Annotated in this window: 23 protein-coding genes; 10 read left to right on the top strand and 13 right to left on the bottom strand. The window is 69.1% G+C overall.

All coding sequences use genetic code 11. The annotated features are described in order from the left end of the window. Positions 1–130 precede the first annotated feature (130 nt). Positions 131–574, top strand: a complete 444-nt coding sequence (locus V5F48_RS15970; RefSeq protein WP_394259491.1) for a Crp/Fnr family transcriptional regulator — start codon at positions 131–133, stop codon at positions 572–574. Positions 575–657: 83 nt separating this feature from the next. On the opposite strand, the gene V5F48_RS15965 is transcribed toward V5F48_RS15970, so the two are convergent. From V5F48_RS15965 to V5F48_RS15950, 4 genes are all read right to left on the bottom strand, one after another. Continuing rightward, positions 658–1,023: a helix-turn-helix domain-containing protein gene (locus V5F48_RS15965; protein WP_394108721.1), complete on the bottom strand. Its 366-nt coding sequence runs from the start codon at positions 1,021–1,023 to the stop codon at positions 658–660. Positions 1,024–1,198: 175 nt separating this feature from the next. Then, positions 1,199–2,047, bottom strand: coding sequence for a DUF2076 domain-containing protein (locus V5F48_RS15960; RefSeq protein ID WP_394259490.1), 849 nt, complete (start codon positions 2,045–2,047; stop codon positions 1,199–1,201). A 105-nt stretch (positions 2,048–2,152) separates the two neighbouring features. Then, complete coding sequence (gene ispG / locus V5F48_RS15955) at positions 2,153–3,499, bottom strand: flavodoxin-dependent (E)-4-hydroxy-3-methylbut-2-enyl-diphosphate synthase (protein WP_394259489.1); 1,347 nt, start codon at positions 3,497–3,499, stop codon at positions 2,153–2,155. Between the two features lie 116 nt (positions 3,500–3,615). After that, positions 3,616–4,146, bottom strand: a complete 531-nt coding sequence (locus V5F48_RS15950) for a Fur family transcriptional regulator (RefSeq protein WP_394108718.1) — start codon at positions 4,144–4,146, stop codon at positions 3,616–3,618. A 207-nt stretch (positions 4,147–4,353) separates the two neighbouring features. On the opposite strand from V5F48_RS15950, the gene V5F48_RS15945 reads away from it, so the two are divergent. Together V5F48_RS15945 and V5F48_RS15940 are read left to right on the top strand one after the other, a co-directional pair. Beyond that, positions 4,354–5,136, top strand: a complete 783-nt coding sequence (locus V5F48_RS15945) for a 3-hydroxybutyrate dehydrogenase (RefSeq protein WP_394259488.1) — start codon at positions 4,354–4,356, stop codon at positions 5,134–5,136. A gap of 25 nt (positions 5,137–5,161) precedes the next feature. After that, complete coding sequence (locus tag V5F48_RS15940) at positions 5,162–6,202, top strand: patatin-like phospholipase family protein (protein WP_394259487.1); 1,041 nt, start codon at positions 5,162–5,164, stop codon at positions 6,200–6,202. A gap of 108 nt (positions 6,203–6,310) precedes the next feature. On the opposite strand, the gene V5F48_RS15935 is transcribed toward V5F48_RS15940, so the two are convergent. Next, positions 6,311–6,835 carry a hypothetical protein gene (locus V5F48_RS15935; protein ID WP_394108715.1) on the bottom strand — a complete coding sequence of 175 codons (525 nt, stop codon included), beginning with the start codon at positions 6,833–6,835 and terminating at the stop codon, positions 6,311–6,313. Between the two features lie 197 nt (positions 6,836–7,032). On the opposite strand from V5F48_RS15935, the gene V5F48_RS15930 reads away from it, so the two are divergent. From V5F48_RS15930 to V5F48_RS15920, 3 genes are all read left to right on the top strand, one after another. After that, positions 7,033–7,602: an O-acetyl-ADP-ribose deacetylase gene (locus V5F48_RS15930; protein ID WP_394259486.1), complete on the top strand. Its 570-nt coding sequence runs from the start codon at positions 7,033–7,035 to the stop codon at positions 7,600–7,602. After that, the gene (locus V5F48_RS15925) at positions 7,562–8,341 is read left to right on the top strand and encodes an RluA family pseudouridine synthase (RefSeq protein WP_394259485.1); all 780 of its coding nucleotides are present in this window, start codon (positions 7,562–7,564) and stop codon (positions 8,339–8,341) included. Before V5F48_RS15930 ends, V5F48_RS15925 begins: the two co-directional genes overlap by 41 nt. 209 nt (positions 8,342–8,550) lie before the next feature. Beyond that, positions 8,551–11,163, top strand: coding sequence for a TIGR02302 family protein (locus V5F48_RS15920; protein ID WP_394259484.1), 2,613 nt, complete (start codon positions 8,551–8,553; stop codon positions 11,161–11,163). 55 nt (positions 11,164–11,218) lie between these two features. On the opposite strand, the gene V5F48_RS15915 is transcribed toward V5F48_RS15920, so the two are convergent. The 6 genes from V5F48_RS15915 to V5F48_RS15890 form a co-directional block, all read right to left on the bottom strand. After that, entirely contained in the window at positions 11,219–11,671 is a 453-nt protein-coding gene (locus V5F48_RS15915) for an NfeD family protein (RefSeq protein ID WP_394259483.1), read from the bottom strand. Positions 11,672–11,681: 10 nt separating this feature from the next. Next, a complete protein-coding gene (locus tag V5F48_RS15910) occupies positions 11,682–12,680 on the bottom strand; it encodes an SPFH domain-containing protein (protein ID WP_394259509.1) in 999 nt (332 codons plus the stop codon). 420 nt (positions 12,681–13,100) lie between these two features. Then, positions 13,101–14,093 (bottom strand): esterase-like activity of phytase family protein, encoded by a 993-nt coding sequence (locus V5F48_RS15905; protein WP_394259508.1) that lies wholly within the window; start codon positions 14,091–14,093, stop codon positions 13,101–13,103. Between the two features lie 29 nt (positions 14,094–14,122). After that, a complete protein-coding gene (gene cobT / locus V5F48_RS15900; protein WP_394259482.1) occupies positions 14,123–16,021 on the bottom strand; it encodes a cobaltochelatase subunit CobT in 1,899 nt (632 codons plus the stop codon). Positions 16,022–16,080: 59 nt separating this feature from the next. After that, complete coding sequence (gene cobS / locus V5F48_RS15895) at positions 16,081–17,064, bottom strand: cobaltochelatase subunit CobS (RefSeq protein WP_282641193.1); 984 nt, start codon at positions 17,062–17,064, stop codon at positions 16,081–16,083. Positions 17,065–17,168: 104 nt separating this feature from the next. After that, positions 17,169–17,786 (bottom strand): J domain-containing protein, encoded by a 618-nt coding sequence (locus tag V5F48_RS15890; RefSeq protein ID WP_394108708.1) that lies wholly within the window; start codon positions 17,784–17,786, stop codon positions 17,169–17,171. Between the two features lie 253 nt (positions 17,787–18,039). On the opposite strand from V5F48_RS15890, the gene V5F48_RS15885 reads away from it, so the two are divergent. From V5F48_RS15885 to gyrB, 3 genes are read left to right on the top strand one after another with little or no spacing between them, the layout of a single operon-like run. After that, a complete protein-coding gene (locus V5F48_RS15885; protein WP_394108707.1) occupies positions 18,040–18,342 on the top strand; it encodes a BolA family protein in 303 nt (100 codons plus the stop codon). A gap of 35 nt (positions 18,343–18,377) precedes the next feature. Continuing rightward, positions 18,378–19,139, top strand: coding sequence for a 7-cyano-7-deazaguanine synthase QueC (gene queC, locus V5F48_RS15880; RefSeq protein WP_394259481.1), 762 nt, complete (start codon positions 18,378–18,380; stop codon positions 19,137–19,139). A 53-nt stretch (positions 19,140–19,192) separates the two neighbouring features. Further along, the gene (gene gyrB / locus V5F48_RS15875) at positions 19,193–21,634 is read left to right on the top strand and encodes a DNA topoisomerase (ATP-hydrolyzing) subunit B (protein ID WP_394259480.1); all 2,442 of its coding nucleotides are present in this window, start codon (positions 19,193–19,195) and stop codon (positions 21,632–21,634) included. A gap of 89 nt (positions 21,635–21,723) precedes the next feature. On the opposite strand, the gene V5F48_RS15870 is transcribed toward gyrB, so the two are convergent. Next, positions 21,724–22,116 (bottom strand): NifB/NifX family molybdenum-iron cluster-binding protein, encoded by a 393-nt coding sequence (locus V5F48_RS15870; RefSeq protein WP_394259479.1) that lies wholly within the window; start codon positions 22,114–22,116, stop codon positions 21,724–21,726. A gap of 153 nt (positions 22,117–22,269) precedes the next feature. Continuing rightward, complete coding sequence (locus tag V5F48_RS15865) at positions 22,270–23,205, bottom strand: LysR family transcriptional regulator (RefSeq protein ID WP_282641199.1); 936 nt, start codon at positions 23,203–23,205, stop codon at positions 22,270–22,272. 152 nt (positions 23,206–23,357) lie between these two features. Between V5F48_RS15865 and V5F48_RS15860 the strand changes: the two genes are divergently transcribed. Beyond that, on the top strand, positions 23,358–24,866 hold the full coding sequence (locus V5F48_RS15860; protein ID WP_394259478.1) for an FAD-linked oxidase C-terminal domain-containing protein: 1,509 nt from the start codon (positions 23,358–23,360) through the stop codon (positions 24,864–24,866).

Here is a 24,866-nt window from a genome sequence, read left to right as displayed (position 1 = left end):
CGATGTCCAGGGCTCCCCACCGGGGGCGAGACCCCGTCGCAGGAGGGATGCCGCAAGGGCCCGCAAGGCATGAAGGCGTCTCAGGTTCAAGGGTATCGAAGACGGGGTATCAAGGCAAAGGTATCGAAGAATGAGCATCGAAGAAGAGGCGAGGACACTCGCCCGCATCCCCATGTTCCAGGACCTGGAGCCGAGCCAGCTGCGGTTGCTCGCCTTCTCGGCGGCGCGGCTCGACGTGGCGCCGGGCGACGTGCTGTTCACCCAGGGCGAGGCGCCGGACGCCGCCTATGTGGTGCTCGAGGGCACCGCCGTGATCGAGGTGGCGGCCGGCGGCACCGCCCATGAGGTGGCGCGGCTCGGCCGCGACACGGTGGTCGGAGAAATGGGCGTGCTCACGGGCGAGCCGCGCACCGCCACGGTGCGGGCCGGCGAGCCCATGAGCGTGCTGCGCATGGAGACCGACCTGTTCCTCAATCTTCTCGACAAGACCCCGTCCCTCGCCCGCTCGGTGCTGCGCGACCTTGCCTTCCGCCTGCAGGAGACCACGCAGGCCCTGGTGAAAGCGAGAGGGTGAAGGCGAGAGGGTGAAGGCGAGAGGGTGAAGGCGAAAGGGTGACGGCCCCCGGCTGATCCGCCCTGACGGTCCGGCGCGCGCGTTCAGCCGCGCCGGCGCAGGATCTTGAGGCGTCCGAGAAGCTCGGCCACGGCCTCCGGCGGGAGGTGGCTGATTTCGCGGGCGAGCAGGTTGGCAAGCTCGGTCGCCTGCGGGCTGAGGTCTGCGGTGTCCACCACCACGCGGGGCTGGGACAGTTCGGCGAGGCGCTGGAGATCCTCCGCCTCGTCCCAGATCACATTGAAATAGGCGATGATTCGCTGCACCAGCGCCCAGGTGGGCTTGCCCCGCTTGCCGGTTTCCAGGGCCGACAGATAGGTGGGCGTGACCCCGATGGCGCGGGCCATTTCGGTGAGTGTCACGCCCCGGTCTGCGCGCAGGTCGCGCACCCGGTGTCCGAACGGCGTCATCGCATGTTCCTGCCGCCCCCGCGCAGCGGGGCATTGGCGCAGAAGCTAGAGTGTCGCGGCGGGAAACGAAAGCCGGCTGATCATGGGGCGTCGGACCCGCGGGCCGCCAAACGAAAACGGCGGTGTCCTGCACCGCCGTTCGCACCATTGATCACGCGGGACGGAGTTCTGACCCTCAGGTCCAGGAGCCGTCGTCCGAGCTGTCGTCGCTGCCCCAGTCGCCACCGTCGTCGAAATTGACGTCCTGGGGATCGGCGTTCCAGCCGTCTTCCTGTCCGGCGCCCTGGCTCGGATCTTGTCCGCCCAGCGCATTCTGGGCATCCTGGCCGAGATTGCCGCCGGAGGCGTCAGCCGCCGGCTTGCCGAGTTCGGCCGCCGCCGCCTGGGCCACGGCGCCTTCGCCGCCGGACATCATGTTCTTGATACCGTCGAACAGCAGCGCACCGCCAGCCACGCCGGCCGCAGTCGCCAGCGCACCCTGCAGGAAGCCACCGCCGCCACCGAAGCCGCCGCGCTGCTGCGGAGGCTGCTGCCCCCACGGGCCGCCCTGCTGCGGCTGCCCATAGCCTTGCTGCGGGTAGCCGCCCTGCTGGGGATAACCCTGTTGCGGATAACCCCCGCCCTGCTGGGGATAACCCTGCCGCCCATAGCCCTGCTGGGCGTAGCCGGGCGGAACCCCCATGGCGGCATCGGCCTGGCGCGCGCCGGCGGAGGGCACGGAAGCGCGGGAGCCGCCGCCGAACAGGCCGCCGAGGAAGCCGCCGCCGGCCGGACGCGACTGCGCCTCCGCCGCGCGGGCCTCGGCATCTTGAAGCTGGGCTTCCAGATCCTGAATGTGGGCATAGGACTGCTGGAGCGCATGCTCCTGCACCAGCACGCTCTGCGCCAGGGCATAGGTGGCATGGGGTGCCTCAGCGACGCGGCGCGCGATCAGCGCCTCGGCTTCCGCGTCACGCGGCCGGTTCGCGACACCGCGCATGCGGTCGAACAGGCCGTCGATCAGGGCACGTTCCTCGGGAGTCATATCCGTCTCCACTGGGTTGGACGACACGCATATGAGCAGCCGGACATGGCGCAGGAAGGGCGGGGCTCCATGAAATTTTGGTAACGGCAGAGGTAGCGGAAAGCCCTACTCCGCCGCATCCGCCGGAGCGGACCCCGCCGCCACCGGTCCGCCGACCCCGAAGCGCTGCTCCACATAGGCTTCCACCATCTGGCGGAACTCGTCCTGGATGTTGGCGCCGCGCAGGGTCGCCACCTTTTTCCCGTCGATGAAGACCGGGGCGGACGGGGTCTCGCCGGTGCCGGGGAGCGAGATGCCGATGTCGGCGTGCTTGCTCTCCCCCGGTCCGTTCACGATGCAGCCCATCACCGCCACGTTCAGGGTCTCGACGCCGGGATACTTCGCCTTCCACACCGGCATGCGGGCGCGGATCATGTCCTGCACGCCCTGCGCCAGTTCCTGGAACACGGTGGAGGTGGTGCGCCCGCAGCCGGGGCAGGCGGCCACCAGCGGCACAAAGGTGCGCAGGCCCATGGTCTGCAGGATTTCCTGCGCCACCTGCACCTCGCGGGTGCGGTCGCCGTTGGGCTCGGGGGTCAGCGACACGCGGATGGTGTCGCCGATGCCCTGCTGCAGCACCACGCCCATGGCGGCGGTGGAGGCGACGATGCCCTTCGAGCCCATGCCCGCCTCGGTGAGGCCGAGATGCAGGGCATAGTCGGCACGGCGGGACAGCTCGCCATAGACGGCGATGAGATCCTGCACCGCCGAGACCTTGGCGGAGAGGATGATGCGGTCGCGGCCAAGGCCGATCTCTTCCGCCAGCGCCGCCGAGAGCAGGGCCGAGCGCACCAGCGCTTCGCGGGTCACGGCGCGGGCCTCGGCCGGGTACGGCAGCAGGGCGTTCTCGTCCATCAGGCGGGTGAGCAGCTCGCCGTCGAGGGAGCCCCAGTTGGCGCCGATGCGCACCGGCTTGTCGTGGCGGATGGCGGTCTCGACGATGGCGGCGAACTGCCGGTCCTTCTTGTCGCCGAAGCCCACGTTGCCGGGATTGATACGGTATTTGTCCAGCGCCTGGGCACAGGCCGGATAATCGGCGAGCAGCTTGTGGCCGATATAATGGAAGTCGCCCACCAGCGGCACGTCGATGCCCTGCGCCAGCAGCTTCTCCTTGATGTGCGGCACGGCCGCGGCGGCCTCGTTGCGGTCCACCGTGATGCGCACGATCTCCGAGCCGGCGCGGGCGAGGGCGGCCACCTGGCGCACCGTGCCCTCGATGTCGGCGGTATCGGTGTTGGTCATGGACTGCACCACCACCGGTGCGCCACCGCCCACCATCACCCGGCCCACCGGCACACCTACCGTCAGGCGCCGCGCCGCAGGGCCGGCCTGCAGCAGCTCGGCGGGAACCACGGGCGTGGTCGCGGGGGGGAGCGCGTTCGCGGTGGAAGTCTGAAGGGTGGTCATGGGCATTCCATCCTCGGCAAATCGTCCGTTCGGGACCGGCATCCGCGACGGGCGCATCCGGCCCTCATACGTCGCGGGACGGCGCGCAGACCGGTTTCGAGTAGGCCCGGCGGCGCTGAGCGTCAACCGGCGTCGGCCTCTCCGCCCGCCCGCCCGGATGGCGCGTCGGCGGCCATCTCCCGGCAGCTGGCGCAGGTGCCGGCCACCTCCAGCACCCGCTGGCGCGGCTCGAAGCCGACGGCCCGCGCCGCCCAGGCCAAGTCGCGTCCCACGGCGTGGGAGGCCACTTCCCTGGTCAGGCCGCAGCGCTCGCAGATGAGGAACACCACCACCTCTTCGGCATCATGGGGATGGCCGCAGGCCAGGAAGGCGTTGCGGCTCTCGATGCGGTGGGCGAGCCCCTCGGCCACCAGAAAATCCAGCACCCGATAGACCGACATGGGCGGCGTCGGCTCGCCGCCGGCGGCCAGGCGCTCCACGATCTCATAGGCGCCGAGCGGCACATGGGTTTCGGCCAGCGCCTTCATGACGCTGCGCCGCAGGGGGGTCATGCGCAGGCCTTTTTCCGCGCAGCACTTTTCCACGCGCGCCAAGGCCCCGGCCACGCATTGGCCGTGATCATGGTCGCTGTGATGGGACGTCGGATGGCTCACGTCGCCAATTTAATACATCAGGTCACGTCCTGCCATCCGCCGGTGTGCGAAAGCCACGCCAACGTCGCGTTGCGCGGCAGGACGGAGCGTTGCAATCTGCCGGCCGCAGGTTCGCCTGTGCGCGTGACAGCATCGTCACACCGCTCCGCTACATCGTGAGCCACGGCCGCAGGCCGGGCCACGCCGGGCCTTTTTTGGGGAACAGCCATGCTCAAGGGGAAGGTCGCCGTCGTCACCGGGTCCACCAGCGGAATCGGGCTTGCCTATGCCCGGGCCTTCGCCAAGGAAGGTGCGAACATCGTGATCAACGGCCTCGGTGACGCCACCGCCATCGAGAAGGAGCGCGCCGCCATCGAGAGCGATTTTGGCGTGAAGTGCCTCTATTCGGCGGCCAACATGCTGAAGCCGGACGAAATCGCCGACATGGTGAAGCTCGGCGAGACCGAGCTGGGCGCTTGCGACATCCTCGTGAACAACGCGGGCATCCAGCATGTGGCGCCCATCGAGGAGTTCCCGATCGACACCTGGAACATGATCATCGCCATCAACCTGTCGGCGGCCTTCTTCGCCATGCGCGCGGCCATCCCCGGCATGAAGGCGCGCAAGTGGGGCCGCATCATCAGCACCGCCTCCGCCCACGCGCTGGTGGCCTCGCCCTTCAAGTCGGCCTATGTCTCGGCCAAGCACGGCATCGCCGGCCTGACCAAGACCGCGGCGCTGGAGACGGCGCAATTCGGCATCACCGTCAACGCCATTTGCCCCGGCTATGTGTGGACGCCCCTGGTGGAAAAGCAGATCCCCGACACCGCCAAGGCCCGCGGCATGACCGAGGAGCAGGTGAAGAAGGAGGTGCTTCTCGCCGCCCAGCCCACCAAGGAGTTCGTGACGGTGGAGGAAGTGGCCGCGCTCGCCGTGTTCCTGGCCTCCGACAATGCCCGCTCCATCACCGGCTCCCTGCAGCAGATCGACGGCGGCTGGGTCGCCGAGTGAACGCGACCCGACCCGGACGCGCACCGTGAGCCGCCGCGAAGGCGTCAAGCCGGTGAGCCTCGCACTCCAGGGGGGAGGCGCCCATGGCGCCTTCACCTGGGGCGTGCTGGACCGCCTGCTGCAGGATGACCGGCTTGCCGTCTCCGGCATCACCGGCACCAGCGCCGGCGCCATGAATGCGGTGGTGCTGGCCTCCGGCCTCGCCAAGGGCGATCCGGAGGAGGCCCGTCACGCCCTGACGCAATTCTGGCGCGACGTGTCCCGCGACGGGCGCATGTCGCCGCTCCAGCGCACCGCGTTCGACCGGGTGATGGGCAACTGGTCGCTGGCGAACAACCCGGCCTATCTCGCCTTCGAGGTGGCCTCGCGCTTCTTCTCGCCCTACGATTTCAACCCGCTGAACATCAATCCCCTGCGCGAGATCCTGGAAGCGCATGTGGATTTCGAGGCCCTGCGCCAGTCGCAGGTGAAGATCTTCATCTCCGCCACCAATGTGCACACCGGCCGCGCCCGCATCTTCGGCCACGAGGAGATGACCGCGGACGCGGTGATGGCCTCGGCCTGCCTGCCGTTCCTGTTCCAGGCGGTGGAGATCGACGGCGTGCCCTATTGGGACGGCGGCTATATGGGCAACCCGCCCCTGTTTCCGCTCTACGAGAAGGCGGAGGCGGACGACATCATCCTGGTCCAGATCAACCCGGTGATGCGCGAGACCACGCCCCGCACCGCCTCCGAAATCCAGAACCGCATCAACGAGATCACCTTCAACGCCTCACTGCTGGCCCAGCTGCGCGCCATCGACCATGCGGCCAAGCTCATCGACCAGGGGCTGCTCACCCGCTGGACCCTGGGCGGATCGAGCTTCCGCCGGGTGCGACTGCACCGCATCGGCGGCGAGGACCAGCTGATGGCCCTGGACGCCACCTCGAAGATGAATGCGGAATGGTCCTTCCTGCAGCACCTGCGCGACCTCGGCCGGGCGGCGGCGGAGGTCTTTCTGGAGGCCCATTTCGACGATCTCGGCCGCCGCTCCACCCTGGACCTCAAGCTGGAACTGGCGGACTGACCGGCCAGATCGCGCGTGCGACCTGACCGGGGCAGTCGGACCGAGACGCGAAGACAGGCCGGCCGACGGCCTGCCCTCGCACCTGAAGCGCGGCTTCTGCCCGCAGCTTCAGCCGCGCGAATCCTTCTTCGCCTGCGCCACCGCCACGAACTTGGTGACCCGGCCGGCCTCGCCCGCCGCGCCGATGGCATCCATGCGGGTCCGCGCCTTGGAGCGCATGCCCTTGTTGGGACGGGGCAGATTGGCCGGACGCGTGGCGCGCTTGGAATCGCGCTTCAGTTCGAGGGCGCGATGGGCATTGGCCATCAGCTCGTCCCGCGCCGCCTCGGTGGCCCGGCGGCTCGCCTCGCGGCGGGCACGGGTGAGGGCGTCGGTGAGCACGGCCGCCTTCTGGCGATTGCCGGAATCCGCCTTCTCGAAGGTCACCTCTCCCCGGCCGCCCTTGCCGCGCAGGGCCCGGCGCTGGTTGTTGGCAATGGTGAGCGCCCGCGCGCGGCGATCGCTCAGATAGCCGACGAGGTGATGCAGGTCGTCATCGGAAAGCGCGCCCAGCACCGGGTGGCGGGCCTTTTCGACGAACTCCATTTCGTCGCCGGTCAGGAGCCGCAGCTCGTTCTTGCGCGTATGTGCCATGATGCTGGTCTTTCTTATGGTGGCGGCATCGGTCTTCGATCGAGGCCGAGAGGGTTACGCTCAGATGCCGCGCGGTCCTGCACCAACGGCATCGGCCGGTGGCGTTGCGGGACTGCTGGCATATTCGGAAAACGTGTAGATATGAAGATGTTGACGCCCATGTGAAGGCATGACGACCAGCCTGAAAGGACCTTGCCATGGCTGAGCCCCTTGCCTCCGGCGCCGCTGCCGCCCCGCGGCAGGCCCGGCTGGAGATCGTGGTGGGCGACATCACCCGCCTCGCCATCGACGCCATCGTCAATGCGGCCAATTCCAGCCTGCTCGGCGGTGGCGGGGTGGATGGGGCAATCCACCGGGCCGCGGGGCCGGAGCTTCTCGCCTGTTGCCGCACCCTCTGCGGCTGCCCCACCGGGGAGGTGCGCCTGACCCCGGGCTTCGGCCTGCCGGCTGCCCATGTGATCCATGCGGTCGGGCCGGTCTGGCGTGGCGGCGGCGCGGGCGAGGATGGGCTTCTGGCCTCCTGCTACCGCGAGAGCCTGAAGCTCGCGGACGCGGCGGGCCTCGCCTCCATCGCCTTCCCCGCCATTTCCACCGGCATCTATGGATTTCCGCCCGATCGCGCGGCACCACTGGCGGTCGGCGCCGTGCTGGCCCATCTTGAGGCTCCCGGCAGCATCACCCGCGTGGTGTTCTGCTGCTTCTCCTGTGAGGCCGCCGACCTTTATCATGACGCCTTCCGCGCCCACGGCATCACCCCGTCCGCCTGATCCCGCCCCCGATCTGCCGGTGCTCTACCGCGACGGCATGATGCTGATCATCGACAAGCCCCACGGCTTGCCGGTCCATGCCGGCCCCAAGGGCGGCGAGACGCTGGCCGACCATCTGGACGCCCTGCGCTTCGGCCTGCCCCGCGCGCCGGAGCTGGCCCACCGGCTCGACAAGGACACCTCCGGCTGCCTGGTCCTCGGGCGCCACGCCAAGGCGTTGGCGTTGCTGGGAAAGATGTTCGCGAACGGGAGCGTGGGCAAGACCTATGTGGCGGTGATCGAGGGCGCGCCGGAGCAGGATGCCGGCCGCATCGACCAGCCTTTGGCCAAGCGCTCGCCCCATCGTGGCTGGTGGATGCAGGCGGTACCCAAAGGCACACCCGGCGCGCAGGAGGCGATTACCGATTATCGCGTGCTCCACCGCGCCGGCGGCTTCACGGTGATGGCGCTCAGCCCGGTCACCGGCCGCACCCACCAGCTGCGGGCGCATTTGTCCAACCTCGGCCACCCCATCTTCGGCGATGCCATCTATGGCGGCGCCTCGCGCCTGCCGGGCGGGCCGAAGCTGCACCTGCACTCCCGTCGCATCGTGGTGCCGCTGAAGGCGAACGGCCCGGCGGTGTCGGCCAGCGCCCCTTTGCCGCCGCATATCTGCGAGACGCTTTCGGCGCTGGGCCTTTCACCGGACGAGATCGGCCATGCGGCGGATGCGGTGGAATGGGGCGCCAAAAATGCTTAGCGCCGAGAATGCTTGGCCAAAAAAATACTTGGCCCAGGCGTGCGCAGCACCAGGCATCCATAGCGCCATGTTGCAGCGCATGACCCAGTTGTGAAGCCGACGCGAAGGGCGTGCTCTGGCCCGCTCCTTGCGTCATGTTAAGCTGGCTTTTCAAGCTGGCCTTGCGTGCCGCGTCCGGTCCGGCCGCCCGCGGGAAGAAGGGAGAGAGTGTGAGCGCACCTCGCGACGAAAAGCTCCCGCGCACGCCGGAAGGCGACGCGCGCTTCCTTCTAGCCCGCGCCGTCGGCCGCGCCCGCCTCGCCCTGTTCTGGGAACGCGCCTGGCCGGGCCTTGCACGGGTGGGCATCGTCGCGGCCGCTTTCCTCGCGCTCTCCTTTGCCGGCCTGTGGCTCTCGGTTCCCGTGGCGGCGCGCATCGCCGGCGTGGTCGCGTTCGCCATCGGGCTGGTGCTCACCGCCCGCCCGCTGCTGACCCTGCGCTGGCCGAGCGAGGACGACGGCATCGCCCGCCTCGACCGCAGGAGCACCCTCGCCCACCGGCCCGCCACCGCCATTTCCGACAGCCTCGCCACCAAGCCCGACGATCCGGTGGGCGCCGCCCTGTGGCGGGCCCATCTTGCCCGTGCGCTGGCCGCCGCCCGCACCCTGCGCGCCGGCCCGCCCGAGCCCGGCCTCGCCCGGCTCGATCCCCGCGCCGTCCGGGCGCTGGCGGTTCTGGCCCTGTTCGCCACCTTCTTCATGGCGCCCGGCGCGCACCTGTCGCGCATCGGCGCCGCCTTCGACTGGAAGGCCCTGACCCCGCCCGCCCCCTATCGCCTCGACGCCTGGGTCGATCCGCCCGGCTATACCGGCCGCCCGCCCGTGGTGCTGCCCGGCCTGCGCTCGGATGATCCCTCCTCGCTGAATGCCGCCGCGCTGCAGGTGCCCACCGGCAGCGTGCTGGTGGTGCGCGGCGCCGGGATCGACGCCGCATCCCTGAAGCTGGAAGGCGGGGTCGCGGAGGTGAAGCCCGAGGGCGAGGCCCCCGCGCCGGCCACCGGCGAGCGGCGTTATGTGATCAAGGAAGACGCGGACGTCACCTTCCTCGGCCCGGACCAGCGTCGCCTCATGTGGCATTTCAAGGTGCTGCCGGACCAAAAGCCCGCCATCGCCTTCGCCAAGGACCCGCAGTCCGGTCCCCGCAACGCCCTCGTCCTCGCCTACCGCATGGAGGACGACTACGGGGTGAAGGAGGCCGAGGCCGTGTTCGCCCCGCTGCCGCCCGAGCCGCCCCTGTTCCCGCGCCCCGGCGCGACGCCGCCCAAACTGGCCCAGCCGCTGGTGCCGGCGCCGGACCTCAAGCTCTCCCTGCCCGCAGGCGGCAAGAGCGGCGCCGCGCAGACCTCCAAGGACCTGGTTGCCCATCCCTGGGCCGGCGCCCGCGTGAGCGTGACCCTCAAGGCCCGCGACGAGGCCGGCAACGAGGGGATGAGCGAGACCCGCACCGTGCGCCTGCCGGCGCGCACCTTCTCCAAGCCCCTGGCCCGCGCCCTCATCGACGAGCGGCGCCGCCTTGCCTTCGATCCCGCCAACCGGCGGCGGCTGGTGGCGGTGCTCAAGGCCCTCACCACCGCCCCCGAGCAGTTCACGCCGGCGGCGGGCGAATATCTCGGCCTCACCACCGCCCTCACCCGTGCCAAGACCGCCCGCAACGACGACGATCTGCGCGCGCTGGTGGATTATCTGTGGGAGGTGGCGGTCCTGATCGAGGACGGCACCCTGTCCGAGGCCGAGCGCGAGCTGAAGGCCGCTCAGGAGGCGCTGCGCGAGGCGCTGGAGCGCGGCGCCAGCGAGGAGGAGATCAAGCGCCTCACCCAGGACCTGCGCGCCGCCATGGACAAGATGATGCGCCAGCTGGCCGAGCAGGCGCAGCGCGACGGCAACACCGATGCGCGCCCGCTCGACCCCTCCACCCGCATCGTGCGCCCGCAGGACCTCCAGCGCATGCTGGACCGCATCGAGAACCTCGCCCGCTCCGGCAATCGCGACGCGGCCAAGGCCCTGCTCGACGAGCTGCAGGCCATGATGGAAAACATGAAGCCCGGCGGCCGCCAGCAGGCCGGGCGCCAGAACCAGCAGCAGAACGAACTGGGCAAGATGATCCAGGAGCAGCAGCGCCTGCGCGACCGCACCTGGCGCCAGAACCGCCAGGGCCAGCAGAACGGCCAGCAAGGTCAACAGGGCGAGCAGGGACAGCGCGGGCAGCAGGGCGAGCAAGGCCAGCAAGGCGAGAACGGCTTCGGCGATCTCCAGCAGAACCAGCAGGAGCTGCGCCGCCGCCTCGGCCGCATGCTGGACGAGATGCGCCGCATGCAGCAGGGGCAACAGGGACAACAGGGCGGCCCCGGCCAGCAGGGCCAGAACGGCGAGGGCAACGAGGCCATGGACCGCGCCGGCGATGCCTTGGGCCGGGCCGGCGACGCCATGCGCGAGGCCGAGGAGGCGCTGGGCCGTGGCGAGGGCCAGGGCGCACTCGACGCCGAGGGCCGGGCGCTCCAGGCCCTGCGCCAGGGCGCGCAGTCCATGGCCGAGGGCCAGCGTGGCAACCAGGATGGCCAGGGTCCCGGCGGCCCCGGCGAGGAAGCCGCCCAGCGCACCGACCCCATGGGCCGGCCCCTGCGCAGCCAGGATTATGGCGACGACTTCACGGTGAAGGTGCCCGACGAGGTGGACGCCCAGCGCGCCCGCCGCGTGCTGGAGGAACTGCGCCGGCGCCTGGAGGAGCCGACACGGCCCCAGCTCGAACTCGACTATCTCGATCGCCTGCTGCGCGGGCTGAACTGAGGGGTTCGGGCGGCCGCTCCGGGCAGCCCCGGTCTTTGAACCGGGGCCGTTTGGTTCAGCCTTCCACCGCTTCCACCTTCAGCGTGGCACCATCGGTCGCCACCACCTTCACGTCACGGCCGGCGGCAAGGTCGGGGCCTTCGATGCGCCAGACGCTGTCGTCGATGCGCACCCGCCCCATCCCGTCGATGATGGGCTCATCCAGCGTGAACACCCGCCCGACGAAGCCTTCCGCCCGCCGGTTCAGGAATGGCCGGTCGGAGGCGCGGCCCGGTGCCGGGCTGATCCTGCGGCCCACCAGCACCGCGATCACCGCCAGTGCCGCGAAGGCCAGGACTTCGCTCTGCCAGCTCAGGCCCACCACGTAGGACAGGGCGCCGGTGGCGAGCGCCGCGAGGCCCAGCCAGAGCAGGAAGGCGCCCGGCGCGGCAATCTCCGCCACCAGCAGCACCCCGCCCAGGATGAACCAGGCCCATGGTCCGAGAAAGGACCCGAGATCTGAGAGCATGGCGCGCCCCTCAGCCGTGGGCCGGTGGCGGCACAGTGGCGGGGCCGGTCGGCCGCCGGCTGCCGGAAAGCGGCGGGCGGGCCCCCGCCGGCCCCTCGCCGCCGAACGCCGCGCGCGCAATCTCGCCGATGCCGGTGAGCGAGCCAAGGAGCGCGGTGCCCTCATAGGGCACCAGCACCACCTTCTGGTTGGGCGCGGTGCCCATGGCCTCGAACGCCTTCACGTATTTCTCGGCGATGTAATAGTTCAGCGCCGCCGGGTCGCCGCTCTCCACCGCGGCGGAGAGCATCTGGGTGGCCTTGGCGTCGGCCTCGGCCAGGCGCTCGCGCGCCTCGGCGTCGCGGAAGGCAGCCTCGCGGCGGCCTTCGGCCTGGAGGATCTGGCCCTGCTTCTGACCTTCCGCCTTCAGGATCTCGGACTGGCGCTGGCCCTCGGCCTCCAGGATGATGGCGCGCTTCTCGCGCTCGGCCTTCATCTGCCGGCCCATGGCGTTGACCAGGTCCGCCGGCGGCACGATGTCCTTGATCTCCACCCGGGTGATCTTGATGCCCCACGGCGCGGCGGCGGCATCCACCACCCGCAGCAGGCGCACGTTGATCTCGTCGCGGTGGGACAAGAGTTGGTCGAGGTCCATGGAGCCCATGACGGTGCGGATGTTGGTCATGGTCAGGGCCAGGATGGCGGTGTCGAGCCGGGCCACCTCGTAGGACGCGCGGGCGGCGTCGAACACCTGGTAGAAGGCGACCCCGTCCACCGCGACGGTGGCATTGTCCTTGGTGATGACCTCCTGGGTCGGCACCGGGAGCACCTGCTCCATCACGTTCACCTTGTTGCCGATGCGGTCGATGAACGGGACGATGAGGTTGAGGCCGGGCTGGAGCGTCTTGGTGTACCGGCGGAAGCGCTCCACCGTATACTGGTAGCCCTGCGGCACCGTCTTCACCCCGGAGAACACCACCGCCACCGCGAGCACGAGCAGGACGAGCACAAACAGGTTCGGACCGGTCAGCAGCATGGAGCGCCCTTTCGTTCGGCCCTCGCGGCCGGGTGCATATGGGCATGGGCCACCATGCGCGGCAAGGGAAGCGGGAACGCAGGCGGAACGGCGCGCCGCAGCCGATTCGGTCCGGGTCCGTTCCCCATGCGTGCCAGCCCATGGCGAAAGCCGTGCCGAAACGGGACGGGAGGAACGAAGGCGGTTTTTAAACCGGTCCGCGATTCGCGCGCCTTTCGTTCCCGAACGGTTCCACCCGAACGGTTCCACCCGACCTGCCACTGTCCCGGTTCGGGACGCAGCAGCGCCTCAGAGCGTGTTTGAGAATTGGCCCGGATGGGCGCCCGCACCGCCTCCGGCGCTTCAATAACCATCATGGCCGGGGATGACGACGGTGATTGCGTCAAGGCCTGCGTTGAGTTTTCAGACGCGCTCTCAGTCCCGAACCACGGCGAAGCGCAGCAGGAGGGTGCGCTGGAGCAGGCTGAAATTGTCGTCGGAGATGAGGGTGAGCAGGGTCTCGCCGGTGGCGTTGCGGGTCACCGCGAGCCCTTCCATGTTGTCGATCTCATAGCCCATGTCGAAGGTGCCGAGCACCTCGCCGCCGAGCCGGGCGCCCGCCTTCACGTCCGCCAGGGCGAAGCGGCGGATCTGCAGGAGCACCCCGGTGAGGGGGGAATAGTGGCGTTCCAGCAGGAACAGGTCGCCGTCGGGACCAAAGGCGAGGTCGGTGGCGTCGAACGGTCCGCTCTTCACCACGGTGAAGGTGCCGGGCTCTCGACCACCGATGATGAAGCCGGGCAGGTCCGCCGCCGGTGTCGCCCCTTCCTCGCCGATGGCGAGAAGCGCCCCCCTCAGCGGGCCGGAGGAAACCAGGGCGAGGCTTTCCAGACCGGCATTGCGGCGCAGGTCGCGGATGGCGGGGGCGGGTACCTGCGTGCCCTTCTGGCCCAGAGGATCGCGCGGATAGCGCCAGATCTCGTTGATGGTCTCCATGGCCACATACACGGCGTCGGGCGCCACAGTGACAGCCTCCACGTCGGAGCGGTGGTGGGCCGCCTGCACCCGGCCCTGGGAATCGAGCAGGGCTGCGGCCTCAACATCGGACAGGCCGGTGGGCCGGTCGCCGTCCGTGTCGAGGCGACCGGAGAGGAACAGGCCGGCATCGGTGACGGCGAGGAAGCGGCTGTCCTCCCCCAATGAGAAGCCGGAAATGCCGCCGAAGCCGGAAAAGTCGGAGGTGAGCACCAGCCCGCCGCGGAAATCGAGGGCGCCGAACCGGTGTTTATCCTCGCCCGTCCGGAAGCTGACGATGGGCCGGGCGACCACCGTGATCGCCTCCGGCGTCGCCGGCAGCGCCAGCGGCTTGGCCAGAAGCACGGAGGTGGCGACCGCGACCACGGCGGCAAGGCCCAGCCCCGCCGCCACGAAACCCAAGGCGAAGCGGGTCCCTCGCCTCAATGAAGCCGCCCGCGGGGCGCGGCCCTTGGCGCGGCCTTGGGTTCATCCTCGAACAGCTCGGCCAGCTTCTCGGTCATCACGCCGCCCAGCTCCTCGGCATCCACGATGGTGACGGCGCGGCGATAATAGCGCGTCACATCATGGCCGATGCCGATGGCGATCAGTTCCACCGGCGAGCGGGTCTCGATCTCGGAGATGATGTGCCGCAGGTGGCGCTCCAGATAATTGCCGGCATTCACGGAGAGGGTGCTGTCATCCACCGGCGCGCCGTCGGAGATCATCATCAGCACACGCCGGGATTCGGTGCGGGCCAAAAGGCGCTTGTGCGCCCAGTCCAGCGCCTCGCCGTCGATGTTCTCCTTCAGCAGGCCCTCGCGCATCATCAGGCCGAGGTTGCGCCGTGCCCGCCGCCAGGGCGCATCGGCCGACTTGTAGATGATGTGGCGCAGGTCGTTGAGCCGGCCGGGACCCACCGGCTTGCCGGCGGCGAGCCAGCCCTCGCGCGATTGCCCGCCCTTCCACGCCTTGGTGGTGAAGCCCAGCACCTCCACCTTCACGCCGCAGCGCTCCAGCGTGCGGGCGAGGATGTCGGCGCAGGTGGCAGCCACGGTGATGGGCCGGCCGCGCATGGAGCCGGAATTGTCGATGAGCAGCGTCACCACCGTGTCGCGGAAGTCGGTGTCGCGCTCCCGCTTGAAGGACAGGGCGGCGGTGGGGTCCATGATGACGCGGGCAAGCCGCGCCGGATCAAGCACGCCTTCCTCCAGGTCGAACTCCCAGGCCCGGTTCTGCTGGGCCATCAGGCGCCGCTGCAACCGGTTGGCGAGGCGTGCCACCACGCCCTGGAGATGGGCGAGTTGCTTGTCCAGATAGGAGCGCAGCCGCGTCAGTTCCTCGGGGTCGCACAGGTCCTCGGCCGAGACCTCCTCGTCGAACTTGGTGGTGAAGGCGTGGTATTCCGGCCCGCGATTGTCGTGGGTGACCGGCGGGCGCGGCTGCCACTGCTCCGCCGGCTCCTCGCTGTCGCCAAGCTCGGTGCCGTCCGGCGCCTCGGCGGGCGGGGCGGCGTCGCTCTCGGCGGCGTTGTCGGGCATGTCCTCCTCGGACAGTTCGGCCTCGACCTCGGTGGCGCCCTGCTGGCTGTCGTCCTCCCGGGCGTCGCCGCTCTCGCCGCCCTCCTCCTGCGAACCGCCCTCGGCGTCGGAATCGTCGGGCTCCTGCTCGGTGTCGAGCCCGCTTTCCTCGCCCATGTCGAGGGAGGCGAGAAGGTCGCGGGCGATCTCACCGAAGCGCTTCTGGTTTTCGATGCTGTCGGACAGGCGGGCGAGGTCGCCGGAGGCGCGGTCCTCGATATAGGAGCGCCAGAGGTCGACGATCTTGCGCGCGTCCGGCGGCGGCGGCTCGCCGGTGAGGCGCTCGCGCACCATGAGGGCGATGGCGTCCTCGATGGGCGCTTCCGAGCGCTCGGTAATGTCGGCGAAGCTGCCGCGATGGTAGCGGTCCTGCAGCATGGCCGCGAGGTTGCGCTTCACGCCCGGCATGCGGATGCCGCCGATGGCCTCGACCCGCGCCTGCTCCACCGCCTCGAACACGGCGCGGGCGGTCTCGCCCTGGGGCAGCATCTTGCGATGGACCTTGGGGTCGTGGCACGCCCGGCGCAAGGCGAGGCTGTCCGCATGGCCGCGCACGATGGCGGCGTCCTGGAGGGTGAAGCGGCGGGGCGGCTCGGGCAGGCGCACCCGGTCAGGGGCCAGCGCCGGCCGCTCCGAGGCGAAGGTCACCTCGAACTCGGCGACGCCGGCGATGGCCTTGAAGCAACCCGCCACCGCCCGCTTGAAGGGCTCGGCGGGGGCTTCCTTCGGCGCCTTTCCGGGGGTGCGGTTGGTCGGGGCCATGAATCCGCCTCGTGTGCTGCGTCTCGTATCAGGATGGATGGAGCCGGGATGATCCCGGCTCAGGACAAGGCGACGTTCACGGTGCTCTCGGTCAGCTCCTGGCCGAAGCAGCGCTGGAAGAACTCGGCCACCAGCGGTCGCTCCAGTTCGTCGCACTTGTTGAGGAAGGTGACCCGCAGCGCGAAGGCGATATCGCGGAAAATGTCCGTATTTTCCGCCCAGGTGATCACCGTGCGCGGGCTCATGACGGTGGAGAGGTCGCCGTTCATGAACGCCTGACGGGTGAGGTCGGCCAGGCGCACCATGCGGTTCACCGTGTCGCGCCCCTCGGTGTTCTGGAAGTGCTTCGCCTTGGCGAGCACGATGTCCACTTCCTTGTCGTGGGCCAGATAGTTCAGCGCGGTGACGATGGACCAGCGATCCATCTGCGCCTGGTTGATCTGCTGGGTGCCGTGATAGAGGCCGGTGGTGTCGCCGAGGCCGATGGTGTTGGCGGTGGCGAACAGCCGGAAGGCGGGATGGGGGCGGATCACCCGGCTCTGGTCGAGCAGGGTGAGCCGGCCGGAGGATTCCAGCACGCGCTGGATCACGAACATCACGTCCGGGCGGCCGGCGTCATATTCGTCGAACACCAGGGCGACGTTGTTCTGGTAGGCCCAGGGCAGGATGCCGTCGCGGAACTCGGTGACCTGCAGGCCATCCTTCACCACGATCGCATCCTTGCCGATAAGGTCGATGCGCGAGATGTGGCTGTCGAGGTTGATGCGCACGCACGGCCAGTTCAGCCGCGCCGCCACCTGCTCGATATGGGTGGACTTGCCGGTTCCATGGTATCCAGTCACCATCACCCGGCGGTTGCGGGCGAAGCCGGCGAGGATGGCGAGGGTGGTGGGCCGATCGAACAGATAATCGGGATCCAGCTCCGGCACGTGGGAGTCCGCCTCGGAGAAGGCCGGAACATCCATGTCGATGTCGATGCCGAACGTCTGGCGAACCGACACCTTCATGTCCGGGGTCGGGGCAATGGTCTCCGTGACGCTCATAACTCCTCCGTCGACGCGCGCGGCGCGCCTCTTCCCTGTGTTCGTGTCCGGTGCGGGGCCGTTTGGGTCCGCAGCCGCGTGAAGCCGGCCATCCTTCGGATCGGTCAGCAGAAACCTGCCTGCTTGAGGCTGTTGTAGGCCTGGATGACGCTGCGCAGCCGGTCCTCGGACGAACGGTCGCCGCCATTGGCGTCGGGATGATGCAGCTTCACCAGCGCCTTGTAGCGGGCCTTGATCTCCGCCGGCTCGGCGGACATCTCCAGCCCCATCAGCTCCAGCGCCCGGCGCTCGGTGGTGCGCACGATGCGCCCGTCGGGCTCCGGCCGGTCGGCGCGGAAGGCGCCGCCCATCTCGGCGGTGAAGCCGAAGGGGTCGCGCATGCCGTCCGGGTCGGGGGCGCCATTGGCGGCGGCGCCGGGCTGGCCGTCGCCCTTCGCACCCATCTTCCAGGTGGGGCGATGGCCGGTCAGCGCGTCCTTCTGGTAGGCGTAGACGGCGTCATCGGTCATCCCGGCGAAATAATTGTACGACTGGTTGTAGGCCTTCACGTGGTCGATGCAGTAGTGCCAGTACTGGCCTTCCTGATGCCGACCCTTGGGCGCCTTGTGGGTCCCCTCCGACGCACAGCCCGGCCACTGGCAGCCCTGGAGGTACCGGCGGGTGCGCCGATCCTCCGCGGGCTTCACCCGGATTCGGTCGAAGAGGGGGGAATTCAATTTCATGGCGCAGCGATTATGAGCGCCGTCCCGCGGCGCGGCAAGAAACGAGGTGGCGAACGAGGTAAGGAACGAGATGGCGAAGACCCACGGAACGGGTGGTAACGGGGCCATCGTCGCGGGCATCGGCTGAGCCTTGACGCCTTGTCCGCGCGCGGATTAGGCGGGCTGCGACAATCCCCATATAATGCGTGCTCCGGCGAAGCGCCATCTTGGGTGCCGCGCCTTCGGCCCGTTCATTTCAGCCATTGGATTTTCCATGTCGCAGACTTCCCTTTCCACCATCCGCCAGACCCTCGAACAGGGCTTGGCGCCTGTGTTTCTCGAACTTGAGGACGAGAGCCACAAGCATGCCGGCCATGCCGGCGTGAGCCACCAGCTCAAGGGTGCCGAGCACCGCGAGGATGGCGGAGTGACGCACCTGCGCGTCCGCGTCGTCGCCACCGACTTCAGCGGCAAGAGCCGCATCGAGCGCCACCGCATCGTCAACGGCCTGCTCCAGGGCGAGATCGCCAAGGGCCTGCATGCCATCTCCATCGATGCCAAGGCCCCGGGGGAATGATGAGCGTGCGGACGGCAGCGGGGGCCATCTCCTGAATGACTGAGGCTCAGGCCCGCGTTGCGACCCTGGCGGAGGAGGGCGCGCTGGTGCTCTTTTCCGGCGGGCAGGATTCAGCCACCTGCCTTGCCTATGCGCTGGAGCGCTTCGGGCGGGTGGAGACCCTCGGCTTCCATTACGGCCAGCGTCACGCGGTGGAGCTGGAGCGCCGCCCCGTGCTGCGCGCGGCCTTCGCCGCCCTGAAGCCCGAGTGGGCCTCACGGCTCGGCGAAGACCATGTGCTGGACATGCCGGTGCTGGGCCAGATCTCCGAAACCGCCCTCACCCGCGACGTGGCGGTGGAGATGGCGGAGGGCGGCCTGCCCAACACCTTCGTGCCCGGCCGCAACCTCGTGTTCCTCACCTTCGCCGCAGCGCTGGCCTACCGGCGGGGCCTGCGGCACATCATCGGCGGCATGTGCGAGACCGATTTTTCCGGCTATCCGGACTGCCGGGACGACACAATCAAGGCCATGCAGGTGGCACTGAACCTCGGCATGGAGAAGCGCTTCGTCCTCCACACCCCGCTCATGTGGATCGACAAGGCCGAGACCTGGGGCCTCGCCGAACGGCTCGGGGGCACGGCCCTCGTCGACCTGATCGTGGAGGACACCCACACCTGCTACCTGGGTGAACGCGGCACGCGCCACGCCTGGGGCTACGGCTGCGGCGCATGCCCCGCCTGCAAGTTGCGTTCAGATGGCTTTGCACGCTACCGCGCGGGCCAAGACGTGGAAAGACGCGCATCCGCCACCAAATAACCGCCACTTTGCGCTAGATTTGCAACAAGTCGCTCAACGATTCGAGATCAATCATGGCCGAACCCGTGCCTGCCGCGTCCCCCGACGATTACGGCGCCCAGTCCATCCAGGTCCTCAAGGGCCTCGATGCCGTGCGCAAGCGACCCGGCATGTATATCGGCGACACGGACGACGGCTCGGGCCTCCACCATATGGTGTACGAGGTGGTGGACAACGCCATCGACGAGGCCCTCGCCGGCTGGGCCAAGGAAGTCACGGTCACCCTCAATGCTGACGGCTCGGTGACGGTGACCGACGACGGGCGTGGCATCCCCACCGATATCCACAAGGAAGAGGGCGTCTCCGCGGCCGAGGTCATCATGACCCAGCTGCATGCGGGCGGTAAGTTCAACCAGAACTCGTACAAGGTCTCCGGCGGCCTGCACGGGGTTGGCGTCTCGGTGGTGAACGCCCTGTCCACCACCCTTGACCTCACCGTCTGGCGCGATGGCAAGGAGCACGCCATGCGCTTCCGCCATGGCGACGCGGAAGCCCCGCTGAAGGTGGTGGGCGAGGCCCCCGCCGGGAAGCGCGGCACGAGGGTGACCTTCACCCCAAGCCCCGAGACCTTCACCAGGATCGAGTTCGACTATGCCACACTGGAGCACCGGCTGCGCGAGCTGGCGTTCCTGAATTCCGGCGTGCTCATCATCCTCACCGACGCGCGCACCGCCGACGTGAAGCGCGAGGAGCTGCATTACGAGGGCGGCGTGGAAGCCTTCGTGAAATATCTCGACCGCTCCAAGTCCGCCCTGCTCCAGAAGCCGGTGGTGATCCGCGCCGAGAAGGACGGCATGACCGTGGAAGCCGCGCTGTCGTGGAATGACGGTTATCACGAAAACATCCTGTGCTTCACCAACAACATTCCCCAGCGCGATCGCGGCACCCACTTCACCGGCTTTGCGGCGGCGCTGACCCGGCAGGTGATCGGCTATGCCAATTCCTCCGGCATCGCCAAGAAGGAGAAAGTGGACCCCACCGGCGAGGATTGCCGCGAAGGCCTCACCGCCGTGCTCTCGGTGAAGGTGCCCGACCCCAAATTCTCGTCCCAGACCAAGGACAAGCTGGTGTCCTCCGAGGTCCGCCCGGTGGTGGAATCCCTGGTGGGCGAGGCGCTGTCGGTCTGGTTCGAGGAGAATCCGGCGGAAGCCAGGAACGTGATCGGCAAGGTGGTGGAGGCCGCCGCCGCCCGCGAGGCCGCCCGCAAGGCCCGCGATCTCACACGGCGCAAGAGCCCGCTGGATGTGGCCTCCCTGCCCGGCAAGCTCGCCGACTGCCAGGAGCGCGACCCGGCCAAGTCCGAGATCTTCATCGTCGAGGGTGACTCGGCCGGCGGCTCCGCCAAGCAGGGCCGCGACCGCGCCTTCCAGGCGGTGCTGCCCTTGCGCGGCAAGATCCTGAACGTGGAGCGCGCCCGCTTCGACAAGATGCTCTCGTCCGAGCAGATCGGCACCCTGATCACCGCGCTCGGCACCGGCATCGGGCGGGACGACGGGCATTCGGGCGGCTTCGACCTCGCCAAGCTGCGCTACCACAAGATCATCATCATGACCGACGCCGACGTGGACGGCGCCCATATCCGCACCCTGCTGCTCACCTTCTTCTTCCGGCAGATGCCGGAGCTGGTGGACGCCGGCCACCTCTTCATCGCCCAGCCGCCGCTCTACAAGGTGGCGCGCGGCAAGTCCGAGACCTACCTCAAGGACGAGAAGGCGCTGGAGGACTATCTGGTTACCGCCGGGCTCGACGAGGCCTCCCTGCACCTGGCCACGGGCGAGGTGCGCACGGGCTCGGACCTCGCCCATGTGGTGGAGGTGTCGCGCCTGATGCGCGCGGCGCTGGGCGCCATGCACCCGCGCTACAACCGTGCGGTGGCCGAACAGGCCGCGCTCGCGGGCGCGTTCGGCGCCGGGGCGTTGCAGGACGAGGCCGCCGGCATCGCCGCCGCCGCCGAGGTGGCCATGCGGCTCGATGCCCTGGCGGACGAGACCGAACGGGGCTGGACCGGCCTGTTCGACGAGGCCGGCTACACCTTCTCCCGCACGGTGCGCGGCGTTGCCGAGGTGGCGCGCATCGACCACGCCTTCGTCGCCTCACCCGAGGCGCGGCGGCTGGACAATCTGGCGCGGGACCTCGATGGCGTGTTCACCGCCGCCTCCGTGCTGAAGCGCAAGAATGACGAGCAGGTGCTGTTCGGCGCCGTGGACCTGTTCGACGCGGTCACCGACACCGGCCGCAAGGGCCTCTCGCTCCAGCGCTACAAAGGCCTTGGCGAGATGAACCCGGAGCAGCTCTGGGAAACCACGCTGGACCGCAACGCCCGCTCGCTGCTCCAGGTGCGGGTGAAGGAAGTGGACGCCGCCGACGACCTCTTCAACCGCCTCATGGGCGACACGGTGGAGCCGCGGCGCGAGTTCATCCAGGAAAACGCCCTGCGCGCCAGCGTGGACGTCTAATACTATCGGCCTCGGTCGTTGACCGATGCCGAGTGGACGGCCGAGTGGGTACGCTCAGGCGCCGCGCGGGCTTGATTTGCGCAGGCGCCTTAATGCCGCGAGAACAGGTCGCGCACCTTGCACAGGGTGGTGGTGACATCGAAGCGCTGGTCGGGCAGCGCCTCGCCGGCGAGGATCTTCGCCAGCGCGGTGGCGGGATCGGCCTCTCCGGTCAGGAGAACATCCGTCCCCCGCTTCTTCATGTGGCGCAGGAAGCCGTCGCCCGCACTGCCCGCCACCACCAGGGCCACCCCGTCGAGGGGATGCGGACGATCGTCGGTGAAATGGTGGAGGACTTCCTCCTTGCCAAGCTCCACCCGCGCCGGCGCCGGCAGGGGATCGCCGGCGGCAACGCCCTCCAGATCATAGATGAACCAGCGCCGCGCCTTGCCCGCATGGCCGGCCACAGAGGCCCAGTCCCCGGTCGGAATCGCAATCTTCATGGCTCTCACCGCTTCGCGTGAAGCGATCCGGGTACCATGGGGAGCAAAGCCGCGACATTCCGGAGGAATGCGGAAGGGGGCGCGCCCGCCCCACGCCAAGCCCGCGCGGCACTTGAGCGTTACCCACTCGGCATCGGACCGATGCCAATGGTATTAAGCGGCCTGCTGCTGCTCCAGAAGATGGGCAAGGCCCTCGTCCCAGGGCGGCACCTGACCATAGAGCGCGGCAAGGTGGTCGATGAACACCCGCACCTTCTGCGGCAGGAAGCGGCGCGAGGGATAGACCGCGAACAGCCCCACCCGGTGCGAGGCCCGCCAGCGCGGCAGCACCACCTTCAGCGCGCCGGAGCGCAGTTCCGGCCCCACGTCCCAGGTGGAGCGCAAGGCGATGCCCACCGAGGCCAGCACCGCCTCCCGCACCACCTCGTTGGAATTGGTGCGCAATTGGGAATGCACGCGCAGCGTCACCGGCCCGTCCGGGCCCTCCAGCCGCCACGGGTCCTGGCCGTGGGTGGCGAGCAGCACATGGCCCGACAGTTCGGAAATGTGCCGGGGCTCCCCCACCCGCGCCAGATAGTCCGGCGTCGCGCACAGCACCCGGTGGACCGAGGCGAGGCGGCGGGCAACCAGGCTCGAATCGTCGAGATCGGCGATGCGCACCGCCACGTCGAAGCCCTCGCCCACGATGTCCACGAAGGAATCCGATAGTTCGAGGTCGATGGTGAGGTCCGGATTGGCGTCGAGCAGCGGACGCAGGTGGGGCGCGATATGCAGCCGCCCGAATGAGGTGGGCGCCGATACACGCAGCAGCCCCCGCGCCTCCGACGACTTGCGGGCGAGCTGGCTTTCCGCCTCCTCGATGGAAGCAAGGATCGCCACCACCCGCTCGTAGAAGCCCTGCCCCGCCTCGGTGAGGGTCACCTTGCGGGTGGTGCGCTGGAACAGTCGCGCGCCCAGCCGCTCCTCCAGCCGCTGCACCCTCTTGGACACCACTGGCGGCGACAGGCCCATTTCCCGCCCGGCCGCCGACAGGCTGCCCGCGGTGACGATGCGCGCGAAGATTTCCAGATCGCCCAGATTGCCGATCATGCGCCGGCCCGCCTCCGCCGCGGCCTGATGGGCCGATTGTTTTGGATCGCGACGACGACTTTATCCGCCACGGAAACAATCCGCGACGTTTTTTCCCAGTGAACCGATTATAGTTCCCTCTAAAGAGAACGGGCTCAACGAGGGACCGCCACATGACGGGAACAGCTCCGGGCCTCAGGATGCCGGACGCAGATGCGCGGGTGCTTGCCCGCCGCAATGACATCATCGCCGATCTCAAGGCCATCGTCCCCGGCGAGGGCGTTATCGCCCATGAGCGGGAGATGCGCCCCTACGAATCGGACGCGCTCACCGCCTACAAGCAATTGCCCCTGGTGGTGGTGCTGCCCTCCACCACCGCGCAGGTGGCAGCGGTGCTGAAATACTGCCACGACAACGAGATCCGCGTGGTGCCGCGCGGGGCGGGCACGTCCCTTTCCGGCGGCGCGCTGCCGCTGGAGGATGCGGTGCTGCTGGGCCTCGGCAAGTTCAACAAGATCCTGGAGATCGACACCCCCAACCGCTGCGCCGTGGTGCAGCCGGGGGTGACCAATCTCGGCATCTCCAAGGCGGTGGACCATCTCGGCTTCTATTACGCGCCCGACCCCTCCTCCCAGATCGCCTGCACCATCGGCGGCAATGTGGCGGAGAATTCCGGCGGCGTGCACTGCCTGAAATACGGCCTCACCACCAACAATGTGCTCGGCGCCGAGCTGGTGCTCATCACCGGCGAGATCGTGCGCCTCGGCGGCAAGCACCTGGATGCCGGCGGGCTCGACCTGCTGTCCGTCATCATTGGCTCGGAGGGGCTGCTGGGCGTGGTGACGGAAGTCACGGTGCGCCTGTTGAAGAAGCCGGACACCGCCCGCGCCGTGCTGGTGGGCTTCCCCACCTCGGAAGATGCCGGGGAATGCGTGGCGAAGATCATCGGCGGCGGCATCATCCCCGCCGCCATCGAGATGATGGACAAGGACGCCATCGCCGCCGCCGAGGCCTTCGTGAACGTGGGCTATCCCCTCGACGTGGAAGCCCTGCTCATCGTCGAGCTGGACGGGCCGGAGGCGGAATGCGCGCACCTGCTGGAAGAGGTGACGCGCATCGCCCAAGACTGCAATTCGGTCACCCTGCGGGTCTCCACCAGCGAGGCCGAAAGGCTCGGCTTCTGGGCCGGGCGCAAGGCCGCCTTCCCGGCGGTGGGGCGCCTGTCGCCCGACTATCTGTGCATGGACGGCACCATCCCGCGCCGGCAATTGCCCTTCGTGCTGGCCCGCATGCGCGAGCTGGGGACGAAATACGGCCTGCGCTGCGCCAACGTGTTCCATGCCGGCGATGGCAACCTGCACCCCCTCATCCTCTATGACGCGAACGCGCCGGGCGAGCTGCACGCGGCGGAGAGCTTCGGCGCCGACATCCTGCGCCTGTGCGTGGAAGTGGGCGGCGTGCTCACCGGCGAGCACGGGGTGGGGGTGGAGAAGCGCGACCTCATGGACACCATGTTCAACGAGGTGGACCTCGCCCAGCAGCAGCGCATGAAATGCGCGTTCGACGACAAGAGCCTGCTCAATCCCGGCAAGGTGTTCCCCACCCTCCACCGCTGCGCCGAGTTCGGCCGCATGCATGTGAGCGGCGGCGCCCTGCCCTTCCCGGACCTGCCGCGCTTCTAG

Origin of the sequence: Xanthobacter autotrophicus ATCC 700552, from assembly GCF_043194565.1 — a bacterium.
GTDB classification, from domain to species: Bacteria; Pseudomonadota; Alphaproteobacteria; order Rhizobiales; family Xanthobacteraceae; genus Xanthobacter; species Xanthobacter autotrophicus_F.
The sequence above is the reverse complement of the archived record's forward strand: the minus strand, read 5'-3'. Positions and strand labels throughout refer to the sequence as shown.